Below are 21,752 nucleotides of genomic sequence, written 5' to 3'. Positions count from 1 at the left end.
GGCGCTTGCCGGGCCGGCGCGCCGCGCGCTAGAGTGCCGCCTTCCGCAGAACCCGCGGCTTGCGCCGCCATCCGGAGAATTCGCCTTGACGACCCCGTCCAACGCCACGCGGCGCCACACGCCGCGCGCTGACCGATGAGCACGCCCGGCGGCCCGCTCGCCCGGCTCGAGACGCGCCTCACGCGCGAATGGCAGCGCCGCGGCGCACTCGCGTGGGCGCTCACGCCGTTCGCGTGCGTATTCGGGCTGTGCGCGGCGCTGCGCCGCGCGGCCTACGCGCAAGGCTGGAAGAAGCCGGTCGACGTCGGCGTGCCGGTCGTCGTGGTCGGCAACGTGACCGTCGGCGGCACCGGCAAGACGCCGACCGTGATCGCGCTCGTCGATGCGCTGCGCGCCGCCGGCTTCACGCCCGGCGTCGTGTCGCGCGGCTACGGCGCGAACGTGCGCACGCCGACCGCGGTGACACCTCGCTCGCGCGCGAGCGAGGCCGGCGACGAGCCGCTGCTGATCGCCCGCCGCACCGACGCGCCCGTGTGGGTCTGCCCGGATCGCGTCGCGGCCGCGCAGGCGCTGCGCGCCGCGCACCCGGACGTCGACGTGATCGTCAGCGACGACGGCCTGCAGCACTACCGCCTCGCGCGCACGGTCGAGCTCGTCGTGTTCGATCACCGGCTCGGCGGCAACGGCTTCCTGCTGCCGGCCGGGCCGCTGCGCGAGCCGCTGTCGCGGCGCCGCGACGCGACCCTCGTCAACGATCCGTACAGCGGCGCGCTGCCGCCGTGGCCCGACACCTACGCACTCGCGCTCGCGCCCGGCGCCGCGTGGCATCTCGACCAGCCGGCGCTGCGCCGCCCGCTGTCGCAGTTTGCCGGCGAGCGCGTGCTCGCGGCGGCCGGCATCGGCGCGCCCGAGCGCTTCTTCGCGACGCTGCGCGCGGCCGGCCTCGCGCCGGCGACCCGCGCGCTGCCCGACCACTACGCGTTCGCGCACAATCCGTTCGACGGCGATCAGGTCGACACGATCCTGATCACCGAGAAGGATGCAGTAAAATTGGGCGCTTCCTGGCGCGACGCTCGAATCTGGGTCGTCCCTGTCGAAGCCGCGCTCGATCCTCGCCTCATTGCCCTCGTTGTGGAGAAACTCCGTGGACGCTCGCCTGCTTGAAATTCTCGTGTGCCCTATCTGCAAAGGCCCGCTCCACTATGACCGCGCCGCGCAGGAGCTGATCTGCAACGCGGACAAGCTCGCCTATCCGATCCGCGACGGCATTCCCGTGATGCTGGTCGACGAGGCGCGCCAGACCGTCGAAGGCACGCCGGTCGACCCGGCCGGCCGCTGAACCCGGCCGCTGAACCTGGCCGCTCGTCCCGGCCCAGGCACGTCCATGCCGCCCCGCGTGCGCCGCGCACGCACCGCACGCCGCTTCCGTCACCTGCTTCCGTTCCGTCCGATGACCCATCCGCCGCCCTTCATCGCCGTCATTCCCGCCCGGCTCGCGTCGACCCGGCTTCCGAACAAGCCGCTCGCCGATCTCGGCGGCAAGCCGATGGTCGTGCGCGTCGCCGAACGGGCGCGTGAAGCAGGCGCGCAGCAGGTGCTCGTCGCGTCCGACGCGCAGAGCGTGCTCGACGCCGCGCGCGAGCACGGCTTCGAAGCGGTGCTCACGCGCGCCGACCATCCGTCCGGCACCGACCGCCTCGCCGAAGTCGCGGCTGCGTTCGGGTGGAGCGACGACACGGTCGTCGTCAACGTGCAGGGCGACGAGCCGCTGATCGATCCGGCGCTGGTCCGCGACGTAGCGTCGCACCTGGCCGCGCATCCGGCCTGCGCGATCGCGACCGCCGCGCACCCGATCCACACGGCGGCCGACGTGTTCAATCCGAACATTGTCAAGGTCGCGCTCGACGCACGAAGCGTCGCGCTCTACTTCTCGCGCGCGCCGATCCCGTGGAGCCGCGATGCGTACCAGCCGCACTGGCCCGACGTCGCGGCGATGCCCGCGCCGGCGTTTCCGGTGTACCGGCACATCGGCCTCTACGCGTACCGCGCGCGTTTCCTGCGCACGTATCCGTCGCTCGCGCAGGCGCCGATCGAGCAGGCAGAGCAGCTCGAACAGCTGCGCGCGATGTGGCACGGCGAGCGGATCGCCGTGATGATCACCGCGCACGCGCCCGAAGCCGGCATCGATACGCCGGCCGATCTCGAACGCGTGCAGGCCCTTTTTCGGCCGGATTCAAAATAACCCGTGGCATAATCGGACGGTTGTGCGAGCCGTCCGCGACCTGCGCGTCCTCGCTTGACCCCGCCCCGCGGCCCTGCCGGCAGCCGCGCGTCGCCAAGCCGACGCGCCGCGTCAGACCGGTCCCGCCGCGCGCCAGGCAAGCCCCGCGCACGCTGTTGCCGACGCCTTTGAGCCTCGCCATACGAATCTACATACTTGGAGATATCACCATGCGTTTGATCCTGTTGGGCGCGCCCGGCGCGGGAAAGGGCACCCAGGCAAACTTCATCAAGGAAAAATTCGGCATCCCGCAGATTTCGACGGGCGACATGCTGCGCGCGGCCGTGAAGGCCGGCACCCCGCTCGGCATCGAGGCGAAGCGCTTCATGGATGAAGGCAAGCTCGTCACGGACGATCTGATCATCGGCCTCGTGAAGGAGCGCCTGAAGGAAGCGGACTGCGCGAACGGCTACCTGTTCGACGGCTTCCCGCGCACGATCGCGCAGGCCGACGCGATGAAGGAAGCCGGCGTCGCGATCGACTACGTGCTGGAAATCGACGTGCCGTTCTCGGAAATCATCGAGCGCATGAGCGGTCGCCGCATGCACCCGGCGTCGGGCCGCACCTATCACGTCAAGTTCAACCCGCCGAAGGTCGAAGGCCTCGACGACGTCACCGGCGAGCCGCTGATCCAGCGCGACGACGACAAGGAAGAGACGGTCAAGAAGCGCCTCGAAGTGTACGAAGCGCAGACCAAGCCGCTCATCACCTACTACGGCGACTGGGCGGCGCGCGGCGAGGAGAACGGCCTGAAGGCGCCGCAGTACCGGAAGATCTCCGGTCTCGGCACCGTCGACGAGATCCGCGACCGTGCGTTCGACGCGCTGAAGTAAGCAGCACGATCGGCCGTGAGCCGCAAGCCGCCCCGTCGGGGCGGCTTTTTTTTCGACCGTGGCGGCCAGCATCGGGCCGCGATGCGCGGCGTGCCGCGTTCGGCGTTGTGCGCGCTACCGTTCTACGCAGCCGAGCGGGCGCGTGCAGCGTCAGTCTTCGTCGCCGCGCTGCATCCGTTGCCGCAGCTCGGTCAGCTGCGACTCGACGACGGTCGCGTCGTCGGCGTCCGGGCGCTCGTCGAGATAATGCTCGAGGTCTTCGAGCGCCGGCCGCAGGTAGTCGAGGCGCGCATACGCGAAGCCGCGGTCGCGCACTTCGTCGGGCTGCCCCGGCAGCAGGATCACGAGGCGCTGCTGCACCGCGAGCAGCCGCTGCCAGCGTTCCGTCTGCAGATAGATCGTCTTGAGGTTGCGCAGCATCCGCGCGATGATCTCGCGGCTCGTCGCCGGCTGCAGCAGCGCGCGCAACGCGCTGTCGACCGCGCCCGCCGCGCGCGCGACGTACGGCTCCAGCATCTCGACCATCTCGGCCTCGGACAGCGAATGGCCGTTGGTCGGATCGATGATCAGGTCGCCGTCCGGCAGCGTCACGCGCAGCAGGAAGTGGCCCGGGAACGACACGCCCCGCGCCGGCACGCCGAGCTGCTCCGCGAGTTCGAGATACAGCACCGACAGCGAGATCGGGATGCCGCGCCGCCGCTTCAGCACGATGTTCAGGTGGCTGTTGTCAGGGTCGTAGTAGTCGTTGTGATTGCACGCGAAGCCCAGTTCGCCGAAGAAGAACGCGTTCAGTGCAACGATGCGGTCCTTCAGGCCCGCGTCGTCAGGCAGCCGCCGGCGCAGGCGCGCCGCGAGCGCGTCGAGCTCGGCGAGCGTGCCCTGCAGGTCGAGGTCGGGATATGCGTCCTGCGCGAGCGACAGCGCCGCCTCGGTGACGGGCAGGCTTTCGTCCTCCGCCACGAGCGTGCTGAAATAATCGAGGACGCGGGTCATTGCGGTCGTCACTTGGCGCGCCTTCTGAAGTAAGCGTATTTGAAGCCCATCACCCACAACATACCGAAATATAGTGCAGCGAACAGCACGAGGCATGCGGCCATCAGCGCGATGCGCTCGAGCGGCTGCGCGCGCAGCCCGGTCCAGTCGAAGCTGCTCGCGAACCAGTGCATCGTGCCCGCGAGCACGAGCGATGCGCCGGCGAGCTGCGCGAAGAAGCGCAGCCAGCCCGCCGACGGCTGGTAGATGCCGCGCCGCCGCAGGCCGATGAACAGCAGCAGCGAGTTCAGGCACGCGCCGACGCCGATGCTCAGCGTGAGGCCCGCGTGGCCGATCAGCGGCACGAACACGTAGTTCGACAACTGCGTGACCACCAGCACGCCGACCGCGATCTTCACCGGCGTCTTGATGTCCTGCTTCGCGTAGAAGCCCGGCGCAAGAATCTTGATCAGGATGATGCCGACGAGACCGATCCCGTAGGTCGCGAGCGCGCGCGCGACCATCGTCACGGTGAACGCGTCGAACTTGCCGTAGTTGAACAGCGTCGCGGTGAGCGGCGCCGCGAAGAAGAACAGCGCGAGCGCGCTCGGCGCGGCGAGCAGGAACGTGACGCGCAGCCCCCAGTCGAGCAGCGCCGAATACTCGGTCGCGTCCGCGTCGACGTGCGCCTTCGACAGGCTCGGCAGCAGGATCGTGCCGAGCGCGACGCCGAGCAGCGCGGTCGGGAACTCCATCAGGCGGTCCGCGTAGTTGATCCACGACACCGCGCCCTGCCCGAGCCGCGACGCGATGTTGGTGTTGATGATGAGGGACAGCTGCGCGACCGACACCGCGAAGGTGGCCGGCACCATCTTCGCGAGCACGCGCTTCACGCCGCGATGCCGCAGCGCGCGCAGCGGGCTGAGCGCGACCAGCGGCACCATGTCGATCTTCTTCAGGCCGGGCAGCTGGACCAGGAACTGCAGCACGCCGCCGGCGATGACCGCCCACGCGAGCGCATAGACCGGCACCTTCAGGTGCGGCGCGACGAACACCGCCGCGACGATGAACGCGACGTTGAGCAGCACCGGCGCGAACGCGGGCAGCGAGAAGCTCTTGTACGTGTTCAGCACGCCGGACGCGAGCGTCGTCAGCGAGATGAACACGATGTACGGGAACATGATGCGCGTCATCGTGACGGCAAGCGGGAACGCCTGCCCGTCGGTGCGCAGCCCGGACGCGACCGCGTACACGACCCACGATGCGCCGGCGATGCCGGCCACCGACAGCACGGCGAGCGCCCACGCGAGCACGGTGGACATCGCGTCGACGAGCGCCTTCGTCGCGTCGTGCCCCTGCTGGTTCTTGAACTCGGCAAGGATCGGCACGAACGCCTGCGAGAACGCGCCTTCCGCGGACAGGCGGCGCAGCAGGTTCGGGATGCGGAACGCGACGTAGAACGCGTCGGTATATTGACTGGCGCCGAACGCACGGGCGATCAGCGTCTCACGGGCCAGTCCGGTCACGCGCGACAGCAGCGTGAAGCCGCTGACCGTCAGCAGGGCTCGGAATAGATTCATGGGGCGCTTATTATACGGACGTTGCGCGGCCCGGCGACGGCGCAGGCCGAAAAGGACGTCCGTTGCGCCCCCGCCCCGCGGCAACCGACGCCAAACTTGCCACGCGCTTGATTTTGTTGCTATAATCCGCCGTTTCTGAGCCTGTTGCATGCGCGGCACCTGCCGTTTTCGTGTCTCGGCCTCGGATAAAACCAACGTTTTTATGCGCCCCTGGGCAATCGCTCTCAGGGGACGGATCGAAAAGCAGCGCTTGGCCGTCAGGCTCCAAGCTCTGGAAACAGGACAGGATAAGGAACCGTCATGGCTAACTCCGCACAAGCACGCAAGCGCGCCCGCCAGGCAGCGAAGGCAAACTCGCACAACTCGGCGCTGCGCTCGAAATTCCGTACCGCGATCAAGGCTGTTCGCAAGGCTGTCGACGCCGGCGACCAGGCAAAGGCTGCCGAGCTGTTCAAGGCTGCCGTGAAGACGATCGACACGATCGCCGACAAGAAGATCGTTCACAAGAACAAGGCCGCTCGCAGCAAGAGCCGCCTCGCCGCAGCCGTCAAGGGCCTGCAGGCAGCAGCGTAAAGCCGGTGTGCCCGCCTCGCGCGGGCGCCCTGTTTCCTGCGATCGTCGAAAAAGCCCGCATGCGCGGGCTTTTTTGCTGTGCGCGCGCCGCGCGCGTCGGGCCGCATGGGCGCCACGCGCAAGCAGGCGTCGCACGCCTCGCTCACTTCTTGTCGTTGTAGTCCGGCAATTCGCAGGCTTCGGTCACGACGAGGTTGTTGTCCTTCGCGAAGTTCAGCACGAAATCGAAGGCCATCGGCTCGACGTCGCGCAGGCGGGAATCGAGAATCACGCATTTCGTGCCGCCGAGCATCGTCGGGCGCACGTACAGCGAATACTTCAGGCGCGCATTCGGACCGCTTGCACCGGGCCCGAAACATGCCATCACGCCAGCGAGGCGCTCCGACCAATCGCTCGGGCGAAACGTTTTCCCATCTTTCGTGATGCCCTGAATGAAGTACTCGGTCGGAGGGGTTTCAGCCATGTTGTTACCCAGGTGACGGCCCGGCGATGCGCAGGCGACGCTGCCTGGAGATGCGAACACGAGCTGGAGTGGACGGCGGCGCAGATGCTCCGACATCCCGAAAAGAGGCCGTCGCGCCATGCCGCCAGCGCGCCGCACCGGATTTGTGCAGCGCACGGCTTGTGTCCGGCAGAGCGGGGGAATGCTTGCCTGCCGGGCTTGAGAAAACTTTCGAATTATACCGCAGCGCGCCATCGCGCGTCGTGCCGAACCCCACTGCCCGACTCGCGGCCCGTGCGCGCGACGATCGCGCCCCGGTTTTCGGCACGGCTCGTCAAAGCACAGAAAATCCTTTATGCTGCTTTGAAGTTATCCACATCCGACGGCGGCGCCGTCCGGCCTTGGCGGCCGGGTCGAACCCGCCGCATTTCGTTTCATGACCGCCAAGACCATTCGTCACTACCTGCAGTTCAAGGATTTCTCGCTGGAAGACTACGAGTACGTGCTCGAACGCACGGGAATCCTGAAGCGCAAGTTCAAGAACTACGAGACCTATCACCCGCTGCACGACCGCACGCTCGCGATGATCTTCGAGAAGAGCTCGACGCGCACGCGCCTGTCGTTCGAGGCCGGCATCTTCCAGCTCGGCGGCCATGCCGTCTTCATGAGCACCCGCGACACGCAGCTCGGCCGCGGCGAGCCGGTCGAGGATTCCGCGCAGGTGATCTCGCGGATGGTCGACATCATCATGATCCGCACGTTCGAGCAGGAGATCATCCAGCGCTTCGCCGAAAATTCGCGCGTGCCGGTGATCAACGGCCTGACCAACGAATTCCACCCGTGCCAGGTGCTCGCCGACATCTTCACGTATTACGAGCACCGCGGCCCGATCGCCGGCAAGACCGTCGCGTGGGTCGGCGACGCGAACAACATGCTGTACACATGGATCCAGGCCGCGCAGATCCTCGGCTTCAAGCTGCGCCTGTCGACGCCGCCGGGCTACACGCTCGACATGAAGCTGGTCGCGCCGGAAAGCGCGCCGTTCTACGAAGTCTTCGATGATCCGAACGAAGCGTGCAAGGGCGCCGATCTCGTGACGACCGACGTGTGGACGAGCATGGGCTTCGAGGCCGAGAACGAGGCGCGCAAGCAGGCGTTCGCCGACTGGTGCGTCGACGAGGAAATGATGGGGCACGCGAACCCCGACGCCCTCTTCATGCACTGCCTGCCCGCGCACCGCGGCGAGGAAGTGACGGCCGGCGTGATCGACGGCCCGCAGAGCGTGGTCTGGGACGAGGCGGAGAACCGCCTGCACGTGCAGAAGGCGCTGATGGAATTCCTGCTGCTCGGCCAGCTCAAGCACTGAGAGCCGCCGCCGTATCGCCGCGCAATGCGGCACGATGCGAACGAAGAAGCGCCGATCGACGATCGGCGCTTTTTTCGTCGCGACAGCCCGCGCGCCGCGCGACCCGAGGCCGCGCTACAGGCAGACGGGTTCGGGTTCCAGCTCCACGCCGAAGCGCGCGCGCACATCGTCCTGGATCGCCCGCGCGAGCGCGAGCACCTCGGCGCCCGTCGCGCCGCCGCGGTTGACGAGCACGAGCGCCTGCCGGTCGTGCACGGCCGCGGCGCCGAGCGCGCGCCCCTTCCAGCCGCTGCGGTCGATCAGCCAGCCGGCCGCGAGCTTCACCTGCCCGTCCGGCTGCGGATACGACACGATATCGGGCGCCTGCGCGCGCAGCGCGTCGAACTGCGCCGCGCCGATCACCGGATTCTTGAAGAAGCTGCCCGCATTGCCGAGCGTGAGCGGATCGGGCAGTTTCGCGCGACGGATCGCGACCACCGCGTCGAACACGTCGCGCGCCGTCGCCGCGTCCGGCGCGAGGCCGCGCGCGTCGAGTTCGCGCGACACGTCCGCGTAGCCGAGCCGCGGCGTCCAGCGCTTCGGCAGCCGGAACGTCACCGACACGATCGCGAAGCGGGCGCGGCCTTCCCGCTTGAAGAAGCTGTCGCGATAGCCGAACGCGCAGCGCGCGGCGTCGAAGCGCTCGCTGCGGCCGGTCGCGAGCTCGACGGCGACGAGCGAATCGAAATACGTCTTCATCTCGAGCCCGTACGCGCCGATGTTCTGGATCGGCGCGGCGCCCACCGTGCCGGGAATCAGCGCCAGGTTCTCGAGGCCGGCCATGCCCTGCTCGAGCGTCCACGCGACGAACGCGTGCCAGTTCTCGCCGCCGCCCGCCTCGACGATCCACGCGTCGTCCTCCTCGCGCACGATGCGGCGGCCGACGATCTCGTCCAGCAGCACGAGGCCGTCGAAGTCGCGCGTGAACACGACGTTGCTGCCGCCGCCGAGCACCAGCAGCGGCAGGTTCGCGACACGCGCGTCGCGATGCAGCGCCGCGAACTGGGCGGCGTGCGTCACGCGCGCGGCCAGCCGCGCGGTCACGTCGAACCCGAACGTGTTGTGCGCGGCGAGCGGATGGTCGGGAAGCAGCGACAGGGTGGAATCGGCTGGAAGCATCGGCAATCGCGGTCGGACGGCCCGGACTTGCCTGGACGGCAGGCGGCCGGCCTTGGGCAAACGAAGGGGCATCGGTAGAATGGCAAACAGTCCGCAATTATAGCGAGTGCCCGCGCGCAAGCCGGGCCCGCACGTTTTACGGGAGAATGCCATGCCATCGTTCGACGTCGTCAGCGAAGCGAACATGATCGAAGTGAAGAACGCCATCGAGCAGTCGAACAAGGAAATTTCGACGCGCTTCGATTTCAAGGGCTCCGACGCACGCATCGAGCAGAAGGAACGCGAACTGACGCTGTTCGCCGACGACGATTTCAAGCTCGGCCAGGTCAAGGACGTGCTGATCGGCAAGCTGGCCAAGCGCAACGTCGACGTGCGCTTCCTCGACTACGGCAAGGTCGAGAAGATCGGCGGCGACAAGGTCAAGCAGGTCGTGACGGTCAAGAAAGGCGTGACGGGCGATCTCGCGAAGAAGATCGTGCGGCTCGTCAAGGACAGCAAGATCAAGGTGCAGGCAAGCATCCAGGGCGATGCGGTGCGCGTGTCGGGCACGAAGCGCGATGACCTGCAGAGCGTGATCGCGATGCTGCGCAAGGACGTGACCGACACCCCGCTCGACTTCAACAACTTCCGCGACTGACCGGTCTCGTCATGCCGCCCATGCCGCCGGGCCGCGCAATGCGCCCGGCGCGCGCCTCCGGCCGGCCTTCTCAGGCCTTCCCGCCGTCCTGCGCGTTGCCGTTCCCGGCCGCCTTCTTCTTGTCGCCGATCCGGCTTTCCTGCCCCGCCAGCAGCTTCGAGATGTTGCTGCGGTGACGCCACACGAGCAGCACGCTCATCGCGAGCACGGCCCACGCGACCGGGTTGTGGCGCGTGCCGAACAGGAACACGTCGAACACCGGCGCAAACACCGCCGCGACGAGCGCCGCGAGCGACGAGTAGCGGAAGAAGAACGCGATGATGAGCCAAGTCAGCGCGGTCGCGAGCCCGAGCACCGGGTGCACGGCGAGCAGCACGCCGGCCGCGGTCGCGACGCCCTTGCCGCCCTGGAAGCGGAAGAAAATCGGGTACAGGTGGCCGATGAACACGGCGATCGCCACCCACGCGATCGCGACATCGGGCAGGCCGAAGCGCCGCGCGAGCCAGACGGCGACCCAGCCCTTGAACGCATCGCCGACGAGCGTCAGGATCGCGGCCTTCTTGTTGCCGCTGCGCAGCACGTTGGTGGCGCCGGGGTTCTTCGACCCGTACGAACGGGGATCGGCCAGGCCCATCGCGGCGCTGACGACGACGGCGAACGACACCGAGCCGATCAGGTAGGCAACGACGGCGGCGAGCAGGATCTGCATGCGGATGACTCTTCTTTCAACGTATCGATGGACGGACGGCCGGGACGGCGGGCCGCAGCGGCGCTCATTCTACCGAAGCGGTGCAAACTGCCGGAAAGGTGAAACCCTCAGTCGACGCTCGCGCACTGCACGGGCTTCGCGTCGAGCAGCGTCGTCAGCACGGACGGCGCGAGGCTGACCAGATAGCCGCGGCGGCCGCCGTTCAGGTAGATCGCCGGCAATTCGAGGATCGTCGACTCCACGTAGACCGGCATCGCCTTGCGGGTGCCGAACGGCGACGTGCCGCCGACCAGGTAGCCCGAATGGCGGTTCGCGATTTCGGGCTTGCACGGCTCGACGCGCTTCGCGCCGATCTGCCGCGCCAGGTTCTTGGTCGACACCGTGCGGTCGCCGTGCATCAGCACGATCAGCGGCTTCGCGTGCTCGTCTTCCATCACGAGCGTCTTCACCACGACGTGCTCGTCGACGCCGAGCTGGCGCGCGGACTCGCCGGTGCCGCCGTGCTCGACGTAATCGTAGGGATGCTCGCCGAACGCGACGCCGTGGCGGCGCAGCAGCTGGGTCGCGGGCGTTTCGGACACGTGTCTGGATTTGCTCATGGCGGCATTCTAATGGGGAACGGCGGCCGGGGCGCGCCGCGCTTCTCGTCGGCGTTATACTCGCGGCCCGCTTTTCCGTCACCCGGGCGGCAGCGGCGAACTCGACGCGACACCGTCCATCATCATTGCGCGCATCGCGAAGCGCTATTGACCGAATGGCCGATTGTGGCGCGCCCGCCGACATGGCACGATCGTTCGCAACCCTCGCCTGCCGCGCCCGCCCCCTCTTCAGGAGACGCCATGACCTCGTTCATCCCCCCGTCCGCGCCGCTCGACGTCGACGCGCTGCTGGCCGCCCTGCCCGGCCGCATCGCCGACGTCCCCGCGCACTGGGCCGCCCACGCGCCCGATCGCCCGGCGCTGATCGAGGACGCGCGCCGCCTGTCGTACCGCGAGCTGTCGCTGGCGATCGATGCGGCGGCCGCGCAGCTCGCCGCCTGCGGCGTGCACGGCGGCGACCGCCTGATGATCGTCGCGGAGAACTGCGTCGCGCAGATCGTGCTGCTGTTCGCGGCGGCCCGCCTCGACGCATGGGCGCTCATGTCGAACGCACGGCTGTCGGCGGTCGAGCTCGACGCGATCGCCGCGCATGCGCGCCCGAAGCTGATCGCGTTCGCCGAAGCCGCGTCGCCGGACGCGCGCGCGCATGCCGCGCGGCACCACGCAACACCCGCCCCCGCGCTCGCGATCGACATCGGCGCATGGTCGACCCGCGTCGACGCGGACGCGCCCGGCGAGCCGGTGGCCGCGGACGGCGCCGCGCAATGCGCGGCGCTGATCTACACGACCGGCACCACCGGCACGCCGAAGGGCGTGATGCTGTCGCACCGCAACCTGCTGTACGTCGCGGCGACGTCGAGCGCGCTGCGGCGCGTGTCGCCCGAGGACGTCGTCTATGCCGTGCTGCCGGTGTCGCACGTGTACGGCCTCGCGTCGGTGTGCCTCGGCAGCCTGTACGCGGGCGCGACGCTGCGGCTCGCGCCGCGCTTTTCGCCCGAGGCCGTGCGCGTCGCGCTGGCCGACGAAGGGGTCACGATCTTCCAGGGCGTGCCCGCGATGCATGCGAAGCTGCTCGAGCATCTGCGCACGCACGGCCATGCGTGGCGCGCGCCGCGCCTGCGTTTCGCGTATTCGGGCGGCTCGCCGCTCGACACCGGCCTGAAGGCGCGCGTCGAGCGCGTGTACGGCGTGCCGCTGCACAACGGCTACGGGATGACCGAGAGCAGCCCCACGATCGCGCAGACGCCGCTCGATGCGCCGCGCGCCGACGGCTCGGTCGGCGTGCCGATTCCGGGCGTCGAGATGCGCATCGTCGCGCCGAACGGCCGCGACGTCCCACAGGGCGAGGTCGGCGAAATTCACGTGCGCGGGCCGAACGTGATGCTCGGCTATTACCGCAATCCGGACGCGACGCGCGCAGCAGTCACGCCGGACGGCTGGCTGAAGACCGGCGATCTCGCGCGACAGGACGCCGACGGCGCGGTGACGATCGCCGGCCGCAGCAAGGAGCTGATCATCCGCTCGGGCTTCAACGTGTATCCGGTCGAGGTCGAGCAGGTGCTGAACGCGCACCCGGACGTCGTGCAGGCGGCCGTGGTCGGCCGCCCGGTCGAGGGCAACGAGGAAGTGCTCGCGTTCGTCGAGCTCGCGCCGGGCGCCGCGGCGACCGAGGCCGCGCTGCACGACTGGTGCGCGGCGCGGCTCGCGCCGTACAAGCGGCCCGCGCACATCCGCGTGCTCGACGCGCTGCCGGCCGCGTCGACCGGCAAGGTGCTGAAGCACAAGCTGCGCGAGCTGATCTGATGGATCTGATGCTTGCAGCACGCGCCGCCCCCGCGCTATCCGCGCGGGTGGTGCTGCGCGTGCAGCGTCCTCAGGCGCTCGCGCGCGACGTGCGTATAGATCTGCGTCGTCGAGATGTCGCTGTGGCCGAGCAGCATCTGCACGACGCGCAGGTCCGCGCCGTGATTCAGCAGGTGCGTCGCGAACGCGTGCCGCAGCGTGTGCGGCGACAGGTGCGCGCGCACGTCCGCCTGCCGCGCATGGCGCTTGATGATGTTCCAGAACTGCTGGCGCGTCATGCCGTCGCCGCGCGCGGTCACGAACAGCGCATCGGCCGCGCGCGCACCGAGCAGCGCCGGCCGCGCGTGGCGCAGGTAACGCTCGATCCAGCCGTGCGCGACTTCGCCGAACGGCACGAGCCGCTCCTTCGAGCCCTTGCCCATCACGCGCACGACGCCTTCGTTCAGCCCGACCTCGACGGTCTTCAGCGTCACGAGCTCGCTCACGCGCAGCCCGCTCGCATACATCAGCTCGAGCATCGTGCGGTCGCGCAAACCGAGCGGCGTGTCGACATCGGGCGCGCCGAGCAGCGCCTCGACCTGCGCTTCGGACAGCGTCGACGGAAACCGCGCGGCCTGCTTCGCGGACATGATCCGCAGCGTCGGGTCCGCGCTCGCGCGATGCTCGCGCACGGCCCAGCCGTAATAGCGGCGGAACACCGACAGGCGCCGGTTCGACGACGTCGCCTTGCCGTCGCTGCGCGCGGCGATGTAGCCCGTCACCATCATCTCGTCGGCGGCGTCGAGCGACGCGTCGTGCGTCGCCGCGAGCCACTGTGCAAACAGCGCCAGATCGCGACGGTATGCGTCGAGCGTATTGCGCGCGAGGCCGTGCTCGAGCCACAGCGCGTCGCAGAACACGTCGATCGACGCGCGGCTCGCGAGCAGCGCGGGCGACGCGGCCGCGTCGTCGGCGGCCTCCGGGGAAAGCAGCGGTTCGCTCATCGGTACGGCACGCCCTCGTGCGCGAGCAGCCAGCGCTTCACCCGCAGGTAGTAGCCGTCGTCGTCGTGGTTCGCGAAGCCGCCGATGCCGCCCGACGCGACGACGCGATGGCACGGGATCACGAGCGGGAAATAGTTCGCGCCGCACGCCTGGCCGACCGCGCGCGGCGCGCTGCCGATCTGTTTCGCAACCTGTCCGTACGTGAGCACGACGCCCGGCGGGATCTCGCGAATCGCGTCCCACACGCGGTGCTGGAACGCGGTGCCGACGTCGGCGAGCGGCAGGTCGAAAGTCGCCGACGCGCGCTCGAAATAGCGTTCGATCTGCTCGACCGCGCGCTTCGCGAGCGGCGTATCCGGATCGACGGATTTCACCGATTCGGGCAGATAGACGATCTCGCGCACCACGCCCGCATCCGTGCGGATGCCGACCTTGCCGAACGGTGCGTCGATTACTGCGTTGAACATTGCTGTCTCCGGTCCCATGCTTGGCACGCCCTTCCCGTGCCAAGCCGAAAGAATTGCAGGCGGCGTGCCGCCCGTCCCGCCGGCGCGCTTCGCCGGCAAGCGCGGCCGCGGCCCGACACCTATCGAACCGCCACTGTACGCCGCCTTCACGCCGCCCGCAGCGCCCACTCGACGTGCTCGCGCACGAGCGGCGACGGATCGTCGGCGCGCGCGCGCAGCGCGGCGACGATCGCGTCGCGCGCGGCCGGCGCGAGCCGCTCCGGCGGCGCGCGCAACGCATTGCCGAGCCCGACCGCGAGATTGCGCAGCCAGCACTCGTGGCCGATGCGCCGAATCGCGCTGCCCTGCATCCGTGCGTCGAATTCGTCGGCACTCCAGCCGAACAGCTCGACGAGCGTCGCGCGGTCGAGCCCGTGACGCACGTCGAAATCGGCGACCGGCGCGGCCTGCGCGAACTTGTTCCACGGGCACACGAGCTGGCAGTCGTCGCAGCCGTACACGCGATTGCCGATCAGCGGCCGCAGCGGCTCGGGGATGCTGCCTTTCAGCTCGATCGTCAGGTACGAGATGCAGCGCCGCGCATCGACGCGGTACGGCGCGACGATCGCACCGGTCGGACACGCGTCGATGCAGCGCGTGCAGCTGCCGCAATGCGCGCCCGGCGTCTCGGGCGCCGCGTCGGGCGCGGTCTGCGCATCGGTCGGCAGCGGAATGTCGACGTAGATCTCGCCGAGGAAGAACAGCGAGCCCGCGTCGCGCTGCAGCAGCAGCGTGTGCTTGCCGCGCCAGCCGACGCCCGCCTTCTGCGCGAGCTCGACCTCGAGCACCGGCGCGGAATCGGTGAACACGCGGTAGCCGAACGCGCCGATCTCGCGCTCGATGCGCTCGGCGAGCGTCTGCAGGCGGTTGCGCAATACCTTGTGATAGTCGCGGCCGCGCGCGTAGATCGACACGACGGCGGCCTGCGGATCGTCGAGCCGGGCCTGCTCGCGCGCGCGCCAGTCGCGCGGCGCGGGCGCGCCGCGTGCATCGTCCGGCGCGTCGGCCGCGAGCGTCTGCGCCGGCAGATAGGCGAGCCGGGCCGAGATCACGCGTCGCGTACCGGCCACAAGTTCGGCCGGCCGCGCGCGTTTCATCCCATGTTTCGCCATATAATCCATCTCGCCGTGGCAACCGGCTTCCAGCCAGGCGGCGAGCCCCGCTTCGGCATCCGAGAGATCGGTATCGCTGATGCCGATCGCCCCGAAACCCAATTCGCGCCCCCACGCCCTGATGCGCGCGGCGAGCGCGGTCAACGCCGCATCGTCGAGGACGCACGGCGCCGCGCGCTCGGCCTGAGTCGGGCGCGGATCGGATGCGGCGAGTTCCGGTAATCGGTTCATCGCACTATTTTACGAGAATGCCAGCCACGCACAGCAGCCACCCGCCCCATGTCTCGACGCTGCCCGCCCCGCTCGCGGAGCGCGTGTTCGCGCTCGCCGACGAGGCGGCGACCGAGGCCTTCGGCGCACGCTTCGCGCAGGTGCTCGACGCGGCGCGCGCCGAACTGGCCCGCACGCATGCGTTCGACGGCCTGCAGATCCAGCTGGTCGGCGATCTCGGCGCAGGCAAGACCTCCCTCGTGCGCGCGATCCTGCGCGGCCTCGGCCATCGCGGCCGCGTGCGCAGCCCGACCTACACGCTCGTCGAGCCGTACGCGCTCGAACGCGACGATGGGGAACTCGAGGTCTATCACTTCGATCTGTACCGTTTCAATGACCCGGCCGAATGGTCCGACGCCGGCTTTCGCGAGTATTTCAATTCCAGCGCGATCTGCCTCGTCGAATGGCCGCAACAGGCGGGCACGCTGCTCGGCGTGCCCGATCTGGTCTTCTCGCTCGACGTGGACGGCGACGGCCGCGCCCTCACCGTCCGGGCGTACAGCGCTTCAGGAAACGCATGTCTCGAAAGATGTTGATCAAACCGTTCCGCTCGATCGAATCGGCGGCCACCGCGACGCATAACTGGCGGCGCCGCCAGATCCTGTGCGCGGGCGCGTCGACGCTGGTGCTCGGCCTCGCGGTGCCGCGGCTCGCGCACGCGACGTCGGTGCTCGGCGTGCGGGTGTGGCCCGCGCGCGACTACACGCGCGTGACGATCGAATCCGACCAGCCGCTGCAGAATACCCAGCAGCTGCTGCAGGGCCCCGACCGCCTCGTCGTCGACCTGAACGGGCTCGATCTCGACCAGGCGCTGCGCGACCTCGTGTCGAAGATCGCGCCGAACGATCCGCAGATCCACTCGGTGCGCGTCGGCCAGTACCAGCCGCACGTCGTGCGGATGGTGTTCGACCTGAAGGGCTCGGTGAAGCCGCAGGTGTTCACGCTGCCGCCCGTCGGCACCTACAAGTACCGCCTCGTGTTCGACCTGTATCCGGCCGTCGCGCCCGATCCGCTGACCGACCTGATCGCGCAGACGGAGCGCAAGGAACAGCAGTTGAACGAAGCGGCGCGCGCGCAGCAGGTGCAGCCGCCGACCGCGCTGAGCGGACCGACGCAGCCGCCGGTCGCCGGCAACGACAACAGCGATGCGTTCTTCCAGCGCTTCGCGCAGAACACGCCGGGCACGCCCGCGCCGCGCACGCCGCCTGCCGCGAGCGCGAAGCCCGCGGTCAAGCCGCCGCCCGTCATCGCGCGCAAGGACGACGAGGACGAAGGCGACGACACCTACAAGTTCATCGCGCCGAATACTGGCAAAGGCGCCGGCAAGGGCGGCACCGTGCGCCTCCTGACGGTCGCGATCGATCCGGGCCACGGCGGCGAGGACCCGGGCGCGATCGGCGGCAACGGCACCTACGAAAAGCACATCGCGCTCGACATCGCGAAGAAGCTGCGCGCGAAGATCGACGCGGCGCCGAACATGCGCGCGATGATGACGCGCGACGCCGACTTCTTCGTGCCGCTCAACGTGCGTGTGCAGAAGGCGCGCCGCGTCGGCGCGGACCTGTTCGTGTCGATCCACGCGGATGCGTTCACGACGCCGTCCGCGCGCGGCTCGTCGGTGTTCGCGCTGTCGGACCACGGCGCGTCGAGCGCGGCGGCCCGCTGGCTCGCGAACAAGGAAAACGCGTCGGACCTGATCGGCGGGATCAACATCAAGACCCAGGACGCCGCGGTGAGCCGCGCGCTGTTCGACATGTCGACCACCGCGCAGATCCGCGATTCGCTGCGCTACGGCAACTACGTGCTGAAGGAAGTCGGCGGCATCAACAAGCTGCACAAGGGCTCGGTCGAGCAGGCCGGGTTCGCGGTGCTGAAGGCGCCCGACATCCCGTCGATCCTCGTCGAGACCGCGTTCATCAGCAACCCGGACGAGGAGCGCAGGCTCAACGACGACAGCTATCGCGACGAGATGGCCGACGCGATCTTCCGCGGCATCAAGCGCTATTTCGCGGCGAACCCGCCGCTCGCGAAGAACCGGATGACCTGACGCTCTCTTCCCGCGCTTCCCCCCTGGCCGCCGGCCGCACGCACTGCGTGCCGGCGCGCGCTTCAAGACGTCACGACGCCGCGAACCGGCGCACCAGCTTCCCGCCGAACACGTTGACCGCGAGGCCGCCCATCACGAGCGCCGCGCCCGTGAGCTGCGCGCGCGTCAGGTGCTCGTCGAGCAGCAGCGCCGCCGACGCGAGGCCGATGACCGGCACCAGCAGCGAGAACTGCGCGACCTGCGCGGCCGGATAGCGCGACAGCAGCCGGCTCCACAATCCGTAGCCGAGCAGCGTCGCGACGAACGCGAGATAGACGACCGCGAAGATCGACGCACCCGTCAGCGCGCCGAGCGCGGCCGCGATCCGCTGCGGCCCTTCGAACCACAGCGACAGCAGGAAGAACGGCACCGGCGGCACGAGGCTCGCCCACACGACGAGCGACACGAGGTTGGCCTGCCCGACCTTCTTCGTCACGATGTTGCCGAACGCCCACATCGCGGCCGAACAGGGCGTGAGCAGGAAGCCGGCCAGCGTCATCGCGCGACCGCCCTGCGCGGCGATCACGACGAGGCCCGTCGCGGCGATCGCGAGGCCGATCAGGTTCTGCACGCGCAGCCGCTCGCCGAGGAACGCCATCGCGAACACCAGCGTGAAGAACGCCTGCGACTGCAGCACGAGCGATGCGAGCCCGGCAGGCATCCCGACGTACATCGCGGTAAACAGGAACACGAACTGGCCGAGCTGGATCGTCGCGCCGTACAGCACGAGCAGCCGCCACGGAATCTGCGGGCGGCGCACGAAGAACACCGCCGGCACCGCCGCGAGCGTGAAGCGCAGCGCGCCGAGCAGCATCGGCGGCATCCCGTCCAGCCCGACCCGGATCACGACGAAGTTCACCCCCCACGCGAGGATCACGACCAGCGCCAGCAGCAGATCCTTCGGGGTCATCATCCGGGTCTCCTTGATTTGTCGTATTGAAGACCGCCAGTTTACCGGCGATCGGGAGCCGCCCGGAATCCCGCGCGCGCAATGTGGATAACGCGCCCACGGCGGTGCGGCGAGCACACTGCCCGCGAGCAAGAACCGTACCGCGCCCCCCGGCCCGCGACGCGTCGCGCGCATGCTGCCGGGCGCCAGTACAATGACCCGCATCCCCGCAGTATCGACAGGATCCACCATGACCGATTCCATCCAAGCCCTGCTGAAGCCGCACGTGCGCGACATCGGCAATCTGCAGGTGCGCCGCACGCTGCCCGCGCTCGCCGCGCGCCTCGTCGGCCCGTTCATCTTCTTCGATCACATGGGACCCGCGACGCTGCCGCCCGGCACGGGCCTCGACGTGCGCCCGCATCCGCACATCGGGCTCGCGACCGTCACCTATCTGTTCGAGGGCGCGATCCTGCACCGCGACAGCCTCGGCTCGCTGCAGGAGATCGTGCCCGGCGACGTCAACTGGATGACCGCGGGACGCGGGATCGTCCATTCCGAGCGCACGCCCGACGCGCTGCGCGAGCGGGGCCACACCGTGCACGGGATCCAGACCTGGGTCGCGCTGCCGCTCGCGCACGAGACCGACGCGCCGTCGTTCGAGCACCACGAGGCCGCGGCGCTGCCGAAGCTGAACGACGACGGCGTATCGCTGACGGTGATCGCCGGCGACGCGTTCGGGCTGCGCTCGCCCGTCACGACGTTCTCGCGCACGCTGTACGTCGCCGCGGAATTCGCGGACGGCGGCCGGCTCGTGCTCGACGCGTCGCACGAGGAGCGCGCGATCTATCTGGTCGACGGCGACCTCGCGATCGACGGCACGCCGCTCGAGCCCGCGCAGATGGCCGTGCTCGCACCGGGCGCGACCGTCACGCTGACGAGCGGCGCCGGCGCGCGCGCGATGCTGCTCGGCGGCGACCGGCTCGAAGGCGAGCGCTTCATCGACTGGAATTTCGTCGCGAGCAGCCGCGACGCGATCGAGCGCGCGAAGGAAGCCTGGACGCGGCAGGAAATGGGCAAGGTGCCCGGCGAGACCGAGTGGATTCCGTTGCCGGAGCGCAAGCCGCGTTGAAAAACGCGCGTGCCGCCCCCACCCTGACGACATTCGAACTCAAGAGGACGACATGGACACCACGCTTGCCACTTTCGAGAAAGACGTCATCGAGGCGTCGCTGGACACGCCCGTGCTGGTCGATTTCTGGGCGCCGTGGTGCGGCCCCTGCAAGACGCTCGGCCCGTTGCTGGAAAAGCTCGAAAGCGACTACGAGGGGCGCTGGAAGCTCGTGAAGGTCAACGTCGACGAGAACCAGGAACTCGCCGCGCACTTCCAGACGCGCAGCATTCCGCACGTGATCGCGTTCGCCGACGGGCGCCCGGTCGACCAGTTCGTCGGCGTGCTGCCCGAAGGGCAGCTGCGCGCGTTCCTCGACCGGCTGCTGCCGGCGCCCGAGGAAGCCGAGCGCCGCGCCGCGCAGCTCGCGGCAGCGGAAGCGCGCTTCGACGACGCGCGCGCCCACCTCGAAGCCGCGCTCGCGCTGAACCCCGGCTTCGACGACGCGCGGCTCGACCTGATCGAGCTGCTGCTCGCGGCCAACCACGTCGATGCGGCGCGCGCGGAAACCGAGCGCCTGTCGCCGCAGACCGTGCAGAACAACGGCGATCCGCGCCTGCAGGCGATCCAGACTCGTTTCGACGCACTCGCCGCGACCGCCGACCTGCCGCCCACCGACGCGCTCGAGGCGCGCATCGCCGCGAATCCGGCCGACCTCGACGCGCGCTTCGATCTCGCGCAGAGCCTGATCGCGCGGCGCGCATACGAAGGTGCGCTGGCGCAGTTGCTGGAAATCGTCGTGCGCGACCGCGCGTACGGCGACGACCTCGGCCGCAAGACGATGATCTCGGTGTTCGAGCTGGCGGGCGACCGCCCGGACCTCGTTGCCGCATGGCGGCGCAAGCTGAGCATGGCGCTCAACTGAACCGGCGCGGCGGGCGGCAAGCGCGCCCGCCGCCTCCCCCCTCCATTCAGGCCGCGACGGCCCGCGCGGCGATCGCCCGCAGCGCGTGCGCGGCCGCCGCGAAGCCGAAGCTCGCGGTCACGCACACGCTCGAGCCGAAGCCCGCGCAGTTGAGCCCCGCGACGTGCGCGGCCGTGGACGGCTCCGCGCCGTCCTCGAGGTCGCAGGCGGCGGCTTCCGGATAGATCAGCGGCTCGTCCGAATACACGGCGCTGACCTTGAAGCGCGCCTTCGGCCCGCGCGGAAAGCCGTGCTGCTTGCGCAGCTGCGCGCGCACCTTCGACAGCAGCGGATCCTGGATCGTCAGCGCGAGATCGTCGATGCGAATGCGGGTCGGGTCGAGCTGCCCGCCCGCGCCGCCGACCGTGACGAGCGGCTGCCCTTTCGCGACGCACCACGCGATCAGCGCGACCTTCGTGCGCACGCTGTCGATCGCGTCGATCACATAGTCGAAGCCGCCGCCGAGCAGCGCATCGAAATTGTCGGGCTCGGCGAAATCCTCGACCCTGTGCACGCGGCACGCGGGATCGATCAGCGCGATCCGCTCGGCCATCGCGTCGACCTTCGGCTTGCCGTAATTGCCGTCGAGCGCGTGGATCTGCCGGTTCGTATTGCTTTCGGCGACGTTGTCGAGATCGACGAGCGTCAACGTGCCGACCCCGCTGCGCGCGAGCGCCTCGGCCGTCCACGAGCCGACCCCGCCGATGCCGATCACCGCGACGTGCGCGCGCTCGAACGCGGCGAGCGCAGGCGCGCCGTACAGCCGCGCAATGCCGCCGAAGCGCCGTGCGCGATCCACGTCAAGCTGACTTGACGGGCTCGGGGTAAGATCAGAGGTTATCGGGGAGGCGTCGTGGGATGACATGGCGGCAAGGAAA

The 21,752-nt window shown here is 69.3% G+C and carries 23 protein-coding genes; 12 read left to right on the top strand and 11 right to left on the bottom strand.

Translation table 11 applies throughout. The annotated features are described in order from the left end of the window. Window positions 1-135: 135 nt before the first annotated feature. The 4 genes from lpxK to adk all read left to right on the top strand — a co-directional run bounded on the left by lpxK (window position 136) and on the right by adk (window position 3,114). A complete protein-coding gene (gene lpxK, locus WJ35_RS14325; protein ID WP_060237887.1) occupies window positions 136-1,164 on the top strand; it encodes a tetraacyldisaccharide 4'-kinase in 1,029 nt (342 codons plus the stop codon). Next, entirely contained in the window at window positions 1,145-1,339 is a 195-nt protein-coding gene (locus WJ35_RS14320; RefSeq protein ID WP_010090898.1) for a Trm112 family protein, read from the top strand. The genes lpxK and WJ35_RS14320 overlap by 20 nt, the downstream gene beginning before the upstream one ends. A 111-nt stretch (window positions 1,340-1,450) precedes the next feature. Next, window positions 1,451-2,242, top strand: coding sequence for a 3-deoxy-manno-octulosonate cytidylyltransferase (gene kdsB / locus WJ35_RS14315; protein WP_060237917.1), 792 nt, complete (start codon window positions 1,451-1,453; stop codon window positions 2,240-2,242). A gap of 209 nt (window positions 2,243-2,451) precedes the next feature. Then, complete coding sequence (gene adk / locus WJ35_RS14310) at window positions 2,452-3,114, top strand: adenylate kinase (RefSeq protein WP_060237884.1); 663 nt, start codon at window positions 2,452-2,454, stop codon at window positions 3,112-3,114. A gap of 150 nt (window positions 3,115-3,264) precedes the next feature. On the opposite strand, the gene WJ35_RS14305 is transcribed toward adk, so the two are convergent. Beyond that, window positions 3,265-4,107 carry a SirB1 family protein gene (locus WJ35_RS14305; RefSeq protein ID WP_010090894.1) on the bottom strand — a complete coding sequence of 281 codons (843 nt, stop codon included), beginning with the start codon at window positions 4,105-4,107 and terminating at the stop codon, window positions 3,265-3,267. A gap of 8 nt (window positions 4,108-4,115) precedes the next feature. Further along, window positions 4,116-5,666: a murein biosynthesis integral membrane protein MurJ gene (murJ, locus tag WJ35_RS14300; protein WP_060237882.1), complete on the bottom strand. Its 1,551-nt coding sequence runs from the start codon at window positions 5,664-5,666 to the stop codon at window positions 4,116-4,118. A 300-nt stretch (window positions 5,667-5,966) separates the two neighbouring features. Between murJ and rpsT the strand changes: the two genes are divergently transcribed. Further along, a complete protein-coding gene (gene rpsT / locus WJ35_RS14295; RefSeq protein WP_006398494.1) occupies window positions 5,967-6,239 on the top strand; it encodes a 30S ribosomal protein S20 in 273 nt (90 codons plus the stop codon). 142 nt (window positions 6,240-6,381) lie between these two features. Here rpsT and WJ35_RS14290 read toward each other — a convergent pair whose 3' ends face one another. Next, window positions 6,382-6,702 (bottom strand): DUF3579 domain-containing protein, encoded by a 321-nt coding sequence (locus WJ35_RS14290; RefSeq protein ID WP_069239345.1) that lies wholly within the window; start codon window positions 6,700-6,702, stop codon window positions 6,382-6,384. 415 nt (window positions 6,703-7,117) lie between these two features. Here WJ35_RS14290 and argF point away from each other — a divergent pair, with 415 nt between their 5' ends. Next, the gene (argF, locus tag WJ35_RS14285) at window positions 7,118-8,047 is read left to right on the top strand and encodes an ornithine carbamoyltransferase (protein ID WP_010090891.1); all 930 of its coding nucleotides are present in this window, start codon (window positions 7,118-7,120) and stop codon (window positions 8,045-8,047) included. Window positions 8,048-8,161: 114 nt separating this feature from the next. On the opposite strand, the gene murB is transcribed toward argF, so the two are convergent. Next, a complete protein-coding gene (murB, locus tag WJ35_RS14280) occupies window positions 8,162-9,205 on the bottom strand; it encodes a UDP-N-acetylmuramate dehydrogenase (RefSeq protein ID WP_155121902.1) in 1,044 nt (347 codons plus the stop codon). A 151-nt stretch (window positions 9,206-9,356) separates the two neighbouring features. Here murB and WJ35_RS14275 point away from each other — a divergent pair, with 151 nt between their 5' ends. Beyond that, window positions 9,357-9,842, top strand: a complete 486-nt coding sequence (locus WJ35_RS14275; protein WP_060237868.1) for a YajQ family cyclic di-GMP-binding protein — start codon at window positions 9,357-9,359, stop codon at window positions 9,840-9,842. 70 nt (window positions 9,843-9,912) lie between these two features. Here the strand turns inward: WJ35_RS14275 and plsY are convergent, their stop codons facing one another. Continuing rightward, on the bottom strand, window positions 9,913-10,551 hold the full coding sequence (gene plsY, locus WJ35_RS14270) for a glycerol-3-phosphate 1-O-acyltransferase PlsY (RefSeq protein ID WP_010090886.1): 639 nt from the start codon (window positions 10,549-10,551) through the stop codon (window positions 9,913-9,915). A gap of 107 nt (window positions 10,552-10,658) precedes the next feature. Next, a complete protein-coding gene (ybaK, locus tag WJ35_RS14265; protein ID WP_045567283.1) occupies window positions 10,659-11,150 on the bottom strand; it encodes a Cys-tRNA(Pro) deacylase in 492 nt (163 codons plus the stop codon). Between the two features lie 240 nt (window positions 11,151-11,390). On the opposite strand from ybaK, the gene WJ35_RS14260 reads away from it, so the two are divergent. Beyond that, window positions 11,391-12,953, top strand: a complete 1,563-nt coding sequence (locus WJ35_RS14260) for a class I adenylate-forming enzyme family protein (RefSeq protein WP_060237865.1) — start codon at window positions 11,391-11,393, stop codon at window positions 12,951-12,953. Between the two features lie 35 nt (window positions 12,954-12,988). Here WJ35_RS14260 and xerD read toward each other — a convergent pair whose 3' ends face one another. From xerD to queG, 3 genes are all read right to left on the bottom strand, one after another. Then, window positions 12,989-13,936 carry a site-specific tyrosine recombinase XerD gene (gene xerD, locus WJ35_RS14255; protein WP_060237861.1) on the bottom strand — a complete coding sequence of 316 codons (948 nt, stop codon included), beginning with the start codon at window positions 13,934-13,936 and terminating at the stop codon, window positions 12,989-12,991. After that, window positions 13,933-14,403 (bottom strand): methylated-DNA--[protein]-cysteine S-methyltransferase, encoded by a 471-nt coding sequence (locus WJ35_RS14250; protein WP_060237859.1) that lies wholly within the window; start codon window positions 14,401-14,403, stop codon window positions 13,933-13,935. Before WJ35_RS14250 ends, xerD begins: the two co-directional genes overlap by 4 nt. A 146-nt stretch (window positions 14,404-14,549) precedes the next feature. Beyond that, a complete protein-coding gene (gene queG, locus WJ35_RS14245; RefSeq protein WP_060237856.1) occupies window positions 14,550-15,785 on the bottom strand; it encodes a tRNA epoxyqueuosine(34) reductase QueG in 1,236 nt (411 codons plus the stop codon). Window positions 15,786-15,802: 17 nt separating this feature from the next. Between queG and tsaE the strand changes: the two genes are divergently transcribed. Further along, window positions 15,803-16,360 (top strand): tRNA (adenosine(37)-N6)-threonylcarbamoyltransferase complex ATPase subunit type 1 TsaE, encoded by a 558-nt coding sequence (tsaE, locus tag WJ35_RS14240; RefSeq protein WP_069239343.1) that lies wholly within the window; start codon window positions 15,803-15,805, stop codon window positions 16,358-16,360. Then, entirely contained in the window at window positions 16,342-17,871 is a 1,530-nt protein-coding gene (locus tag WJ35_RS14235; protein WP_060237851.1) for an N-acetylmuramoyl-L-alanine amidase, read from the top strand. Before tsaE ends, WJ35_RS14235 begins: the two co-directional genes overlap by 19 nt. A 70-nt stretch (window positions 17,872-17,941) precedes the next feature. Here the strand turns inward: WJ35_RS14235 and WJ35_RS14230 are convergent, their stop codons facing one another. Continuing rightward, on the bottom strand, window positions 17,942-18,820 hold the full coding sequence (locus WJ35_RS14230; RefSeq protein ID WP_196222098.1) for an EamA family transporter: 879 nt from the start codon (window positions 18,818-18,820) through the stop codon (window positions 17,942-17,944). Between the two features lie 229 nt (window positions 18,821-19,049). On the opposite strand from WJ35_RS14230, the gene WJ35_RS14225 reads away from it, so the two are divergent. Together WJ35_RS14225 and trxA are read left to right on the top strand one after the other, a co-directional pair. Beyond that, window positions 19,050-19,931 (top strand): pirin family protein, encoded by an 882-nt coding sequence (locus WJ35_RS14225; RefSeq protein ID WP_010090876.1) that lies wholly within the window; start codon window positions 19,050-19,052, stop codon window positions 19,929-19,931. A gap of 52 nt (window positions 19,932-19,983) precedes the next feature. Then, window positions 19,984-20,835 (top strand): thioredoxin, encoded by an 852-nt coding sequence (trxA, locus tag WJ35_RS14220; RefSeq protein WP_069239342.1) that lies wholly within the window; start codon window positions 19,984-19,986, stop codon window positions 20,833-20,835. Between the two features lie 46 nt (window positions 20,836-20,881). Here trxA and tcdA read toward each other — a convergent pair whose 3' ends face one another. Then, window positions 20,882-21,739 (bottom strand): tRNA cyclic N6-threonylcarbamoyladenosine(37) synthase TcdA, encoded by an 858-nt coding sequence (tcdA, locus tag WJ35_RS14215; RefSeq protein ID WP_060237843.1) that lies wholly within the window; start codon window positions 21,737-21,739, stop codon window positions 20,882-20,884. Between the last annotated feature and the right edge of the window lie 13 nt (window positions 21,740-21,752).

It is taken from the genome of Burkholderia ubonensis (assembly GCF_001718695.1).
In the GTDB taxonomy this organism is placed as follows: Bacteria; Pseudomonadota; Gammaproteobacteria; order Burkholderiales; family Burkholderiaceae; genus Burkholderia; species Burkholderia ubonensis_B.
Note: the sequence above shows the minus strand (reverse complement) of the source record. Positions and strands in the feature narration are given on the sequence as shown.

Bases quoted from the DNA above. Each gene is read 5' to 3' on its own strand.
- lpxK (WP_060237887.1), top strand. From the start codon at position 136: ATGAGCACGCCCGGCGGCCCGCTCGCCCGGCTCGAGACGCGCCTCACG.
- kdsB (WP_060237917.1), top strand. From the start codon at position 1,451: ATGACCCATCCGCCGCCCTTCATCGCCGTCATTCCCGCCCGGCTCGCG.
- adk (WP_060237884.1), top strand. From the start codon at position 2,452: ATGCGTTTGATCCTGTTGGGCGCGCCCGGCGCGGGAAAGGGCACCCAG.
- WJ35_RS14305 (WP_010090894.1), bottom strand. From the start codon at position 4,107: ATGACCCGCGTCCTCGATTATTTCAGCACGCTCGTGGCGGAGGACGAA.
- murJ (WP_060237882.1), bottom strand. From the start codon at position 5,666: ATGAATCTATTCCGAGCCCTGCTGACGGTCAGCGGCTTCACGCTGCTG.
- rpsT (WP_006398494.1), top strand. From the start codon at position 5,967: ATGGCTAACTCCGCACAAGCACGCAAGCGCGCCCGCCAGGCAGCGAAG.
- WJ35_RS14290 (WP_069239345.1), bottom strand. From the start codon at position 6,702: ATGGCTGAAACCCCTCCGACCGAGTACTTCATTCAGGGCATCACGAAA.
- argF (WP_010090891.1), top strand. From the start codon at position 7,118: ATGACCGCCAAGACCATTCGTCACTACCTGCAGTTCAAGGATTTCTCG.
- murB (WP_155121902.1), bottom strand. From the start codon at position 9,205: ATGCTTCCAGCCGATTCCACCCTGTCGCTGCTTCCCGACCATCCGCTC.
- WJ35_RS14275 (WP_060237868.1), top strand. From the start codon at position 9,357: ATGCCATCGTTCGACGTCGTCAGCGAAGCGAACATGATCGAAGTGAAG.
- plsY (WP_010090886.1), bottom strand. From the start codon at position 10,551: ATGCAGATCCTGCTCGCCGCCGTCGTTGCCTACCTGATCGGCTCGGTG.
- ybaK (WP_045567283.1), bottom strand. From the start codon at position 11,150: ATGAGCAAATCCAGACACGTGTCCGAAACGCCCGCGACCCAGCTGCTG.
- WJ35_RS14260 (WP_060237865.1), top strand. From the start codon at position 11,391: ATGACCTCGTTCATCCCCCCGTCCGCGCCGCTCGACGTCGACGCGCTG.
- xerD (WP_060237861.1), bottom strand. From the start codon at position 13,936: ATGAGCGAACCGCTGCTTTCCCCGGAGGCCGCCGACGACGCGGCCGCG.
- WJ35_RS14250 (WP_060237859.1), bottom strand. From the start codon at position 14,403: ATGTTCAACGCAGTAATCGACGCACCGTTCGGCAAGGTCGGCATCCGC.
- queG (WP_060237856.1), bottom strand. From the start codon at position 15,785: ATGAACCGATTACCGGAACTCGCCGCATCCGATCCGCGCCCGACTCAG.
- tsaE (WP_069239343.1), top strand. From the start codon at position 15,803: ATGCCAGCCACGCACAGCAGCCACCCGCCCCATGTCTCGACGCTGCCC.
- WJ35_RS14235 (WP_060237851.1), top strand. From the start codon at position 16,342: ATGTCTCGAAAGATGTTGATCAAACCGTTCCGCTCGATCGAATCGGCG.
- WJ35_RS14230 (WP_196222098.1), bottom strand. From the start codon at position 18,820: ATGACCCCGAAGGATCTGCTGCTGGCGCTGGTCGTGATCCTCGCGTGG.
- WJ35_RS14225 (WP_010090876.1), top strand. From the start codon at position 19,050: ATGACCGATTCCATCCAAGCCCTGCTGAAGCCGCACGTGCGCGACATC.
- trxA (WP_069239342.1), top strand. From the start codon at position 19,984: ATGGACACCACGCTTGCCACTTTCGAGAAAGACGTCATCGAGGCGTCG.
- tcdA (WP_060237843.1), bottom strand. From the start codon at position 21,739: ATGTCATCCCACGACGCCTCCCCGATAACCTCTGATCTTACCCCGAGC.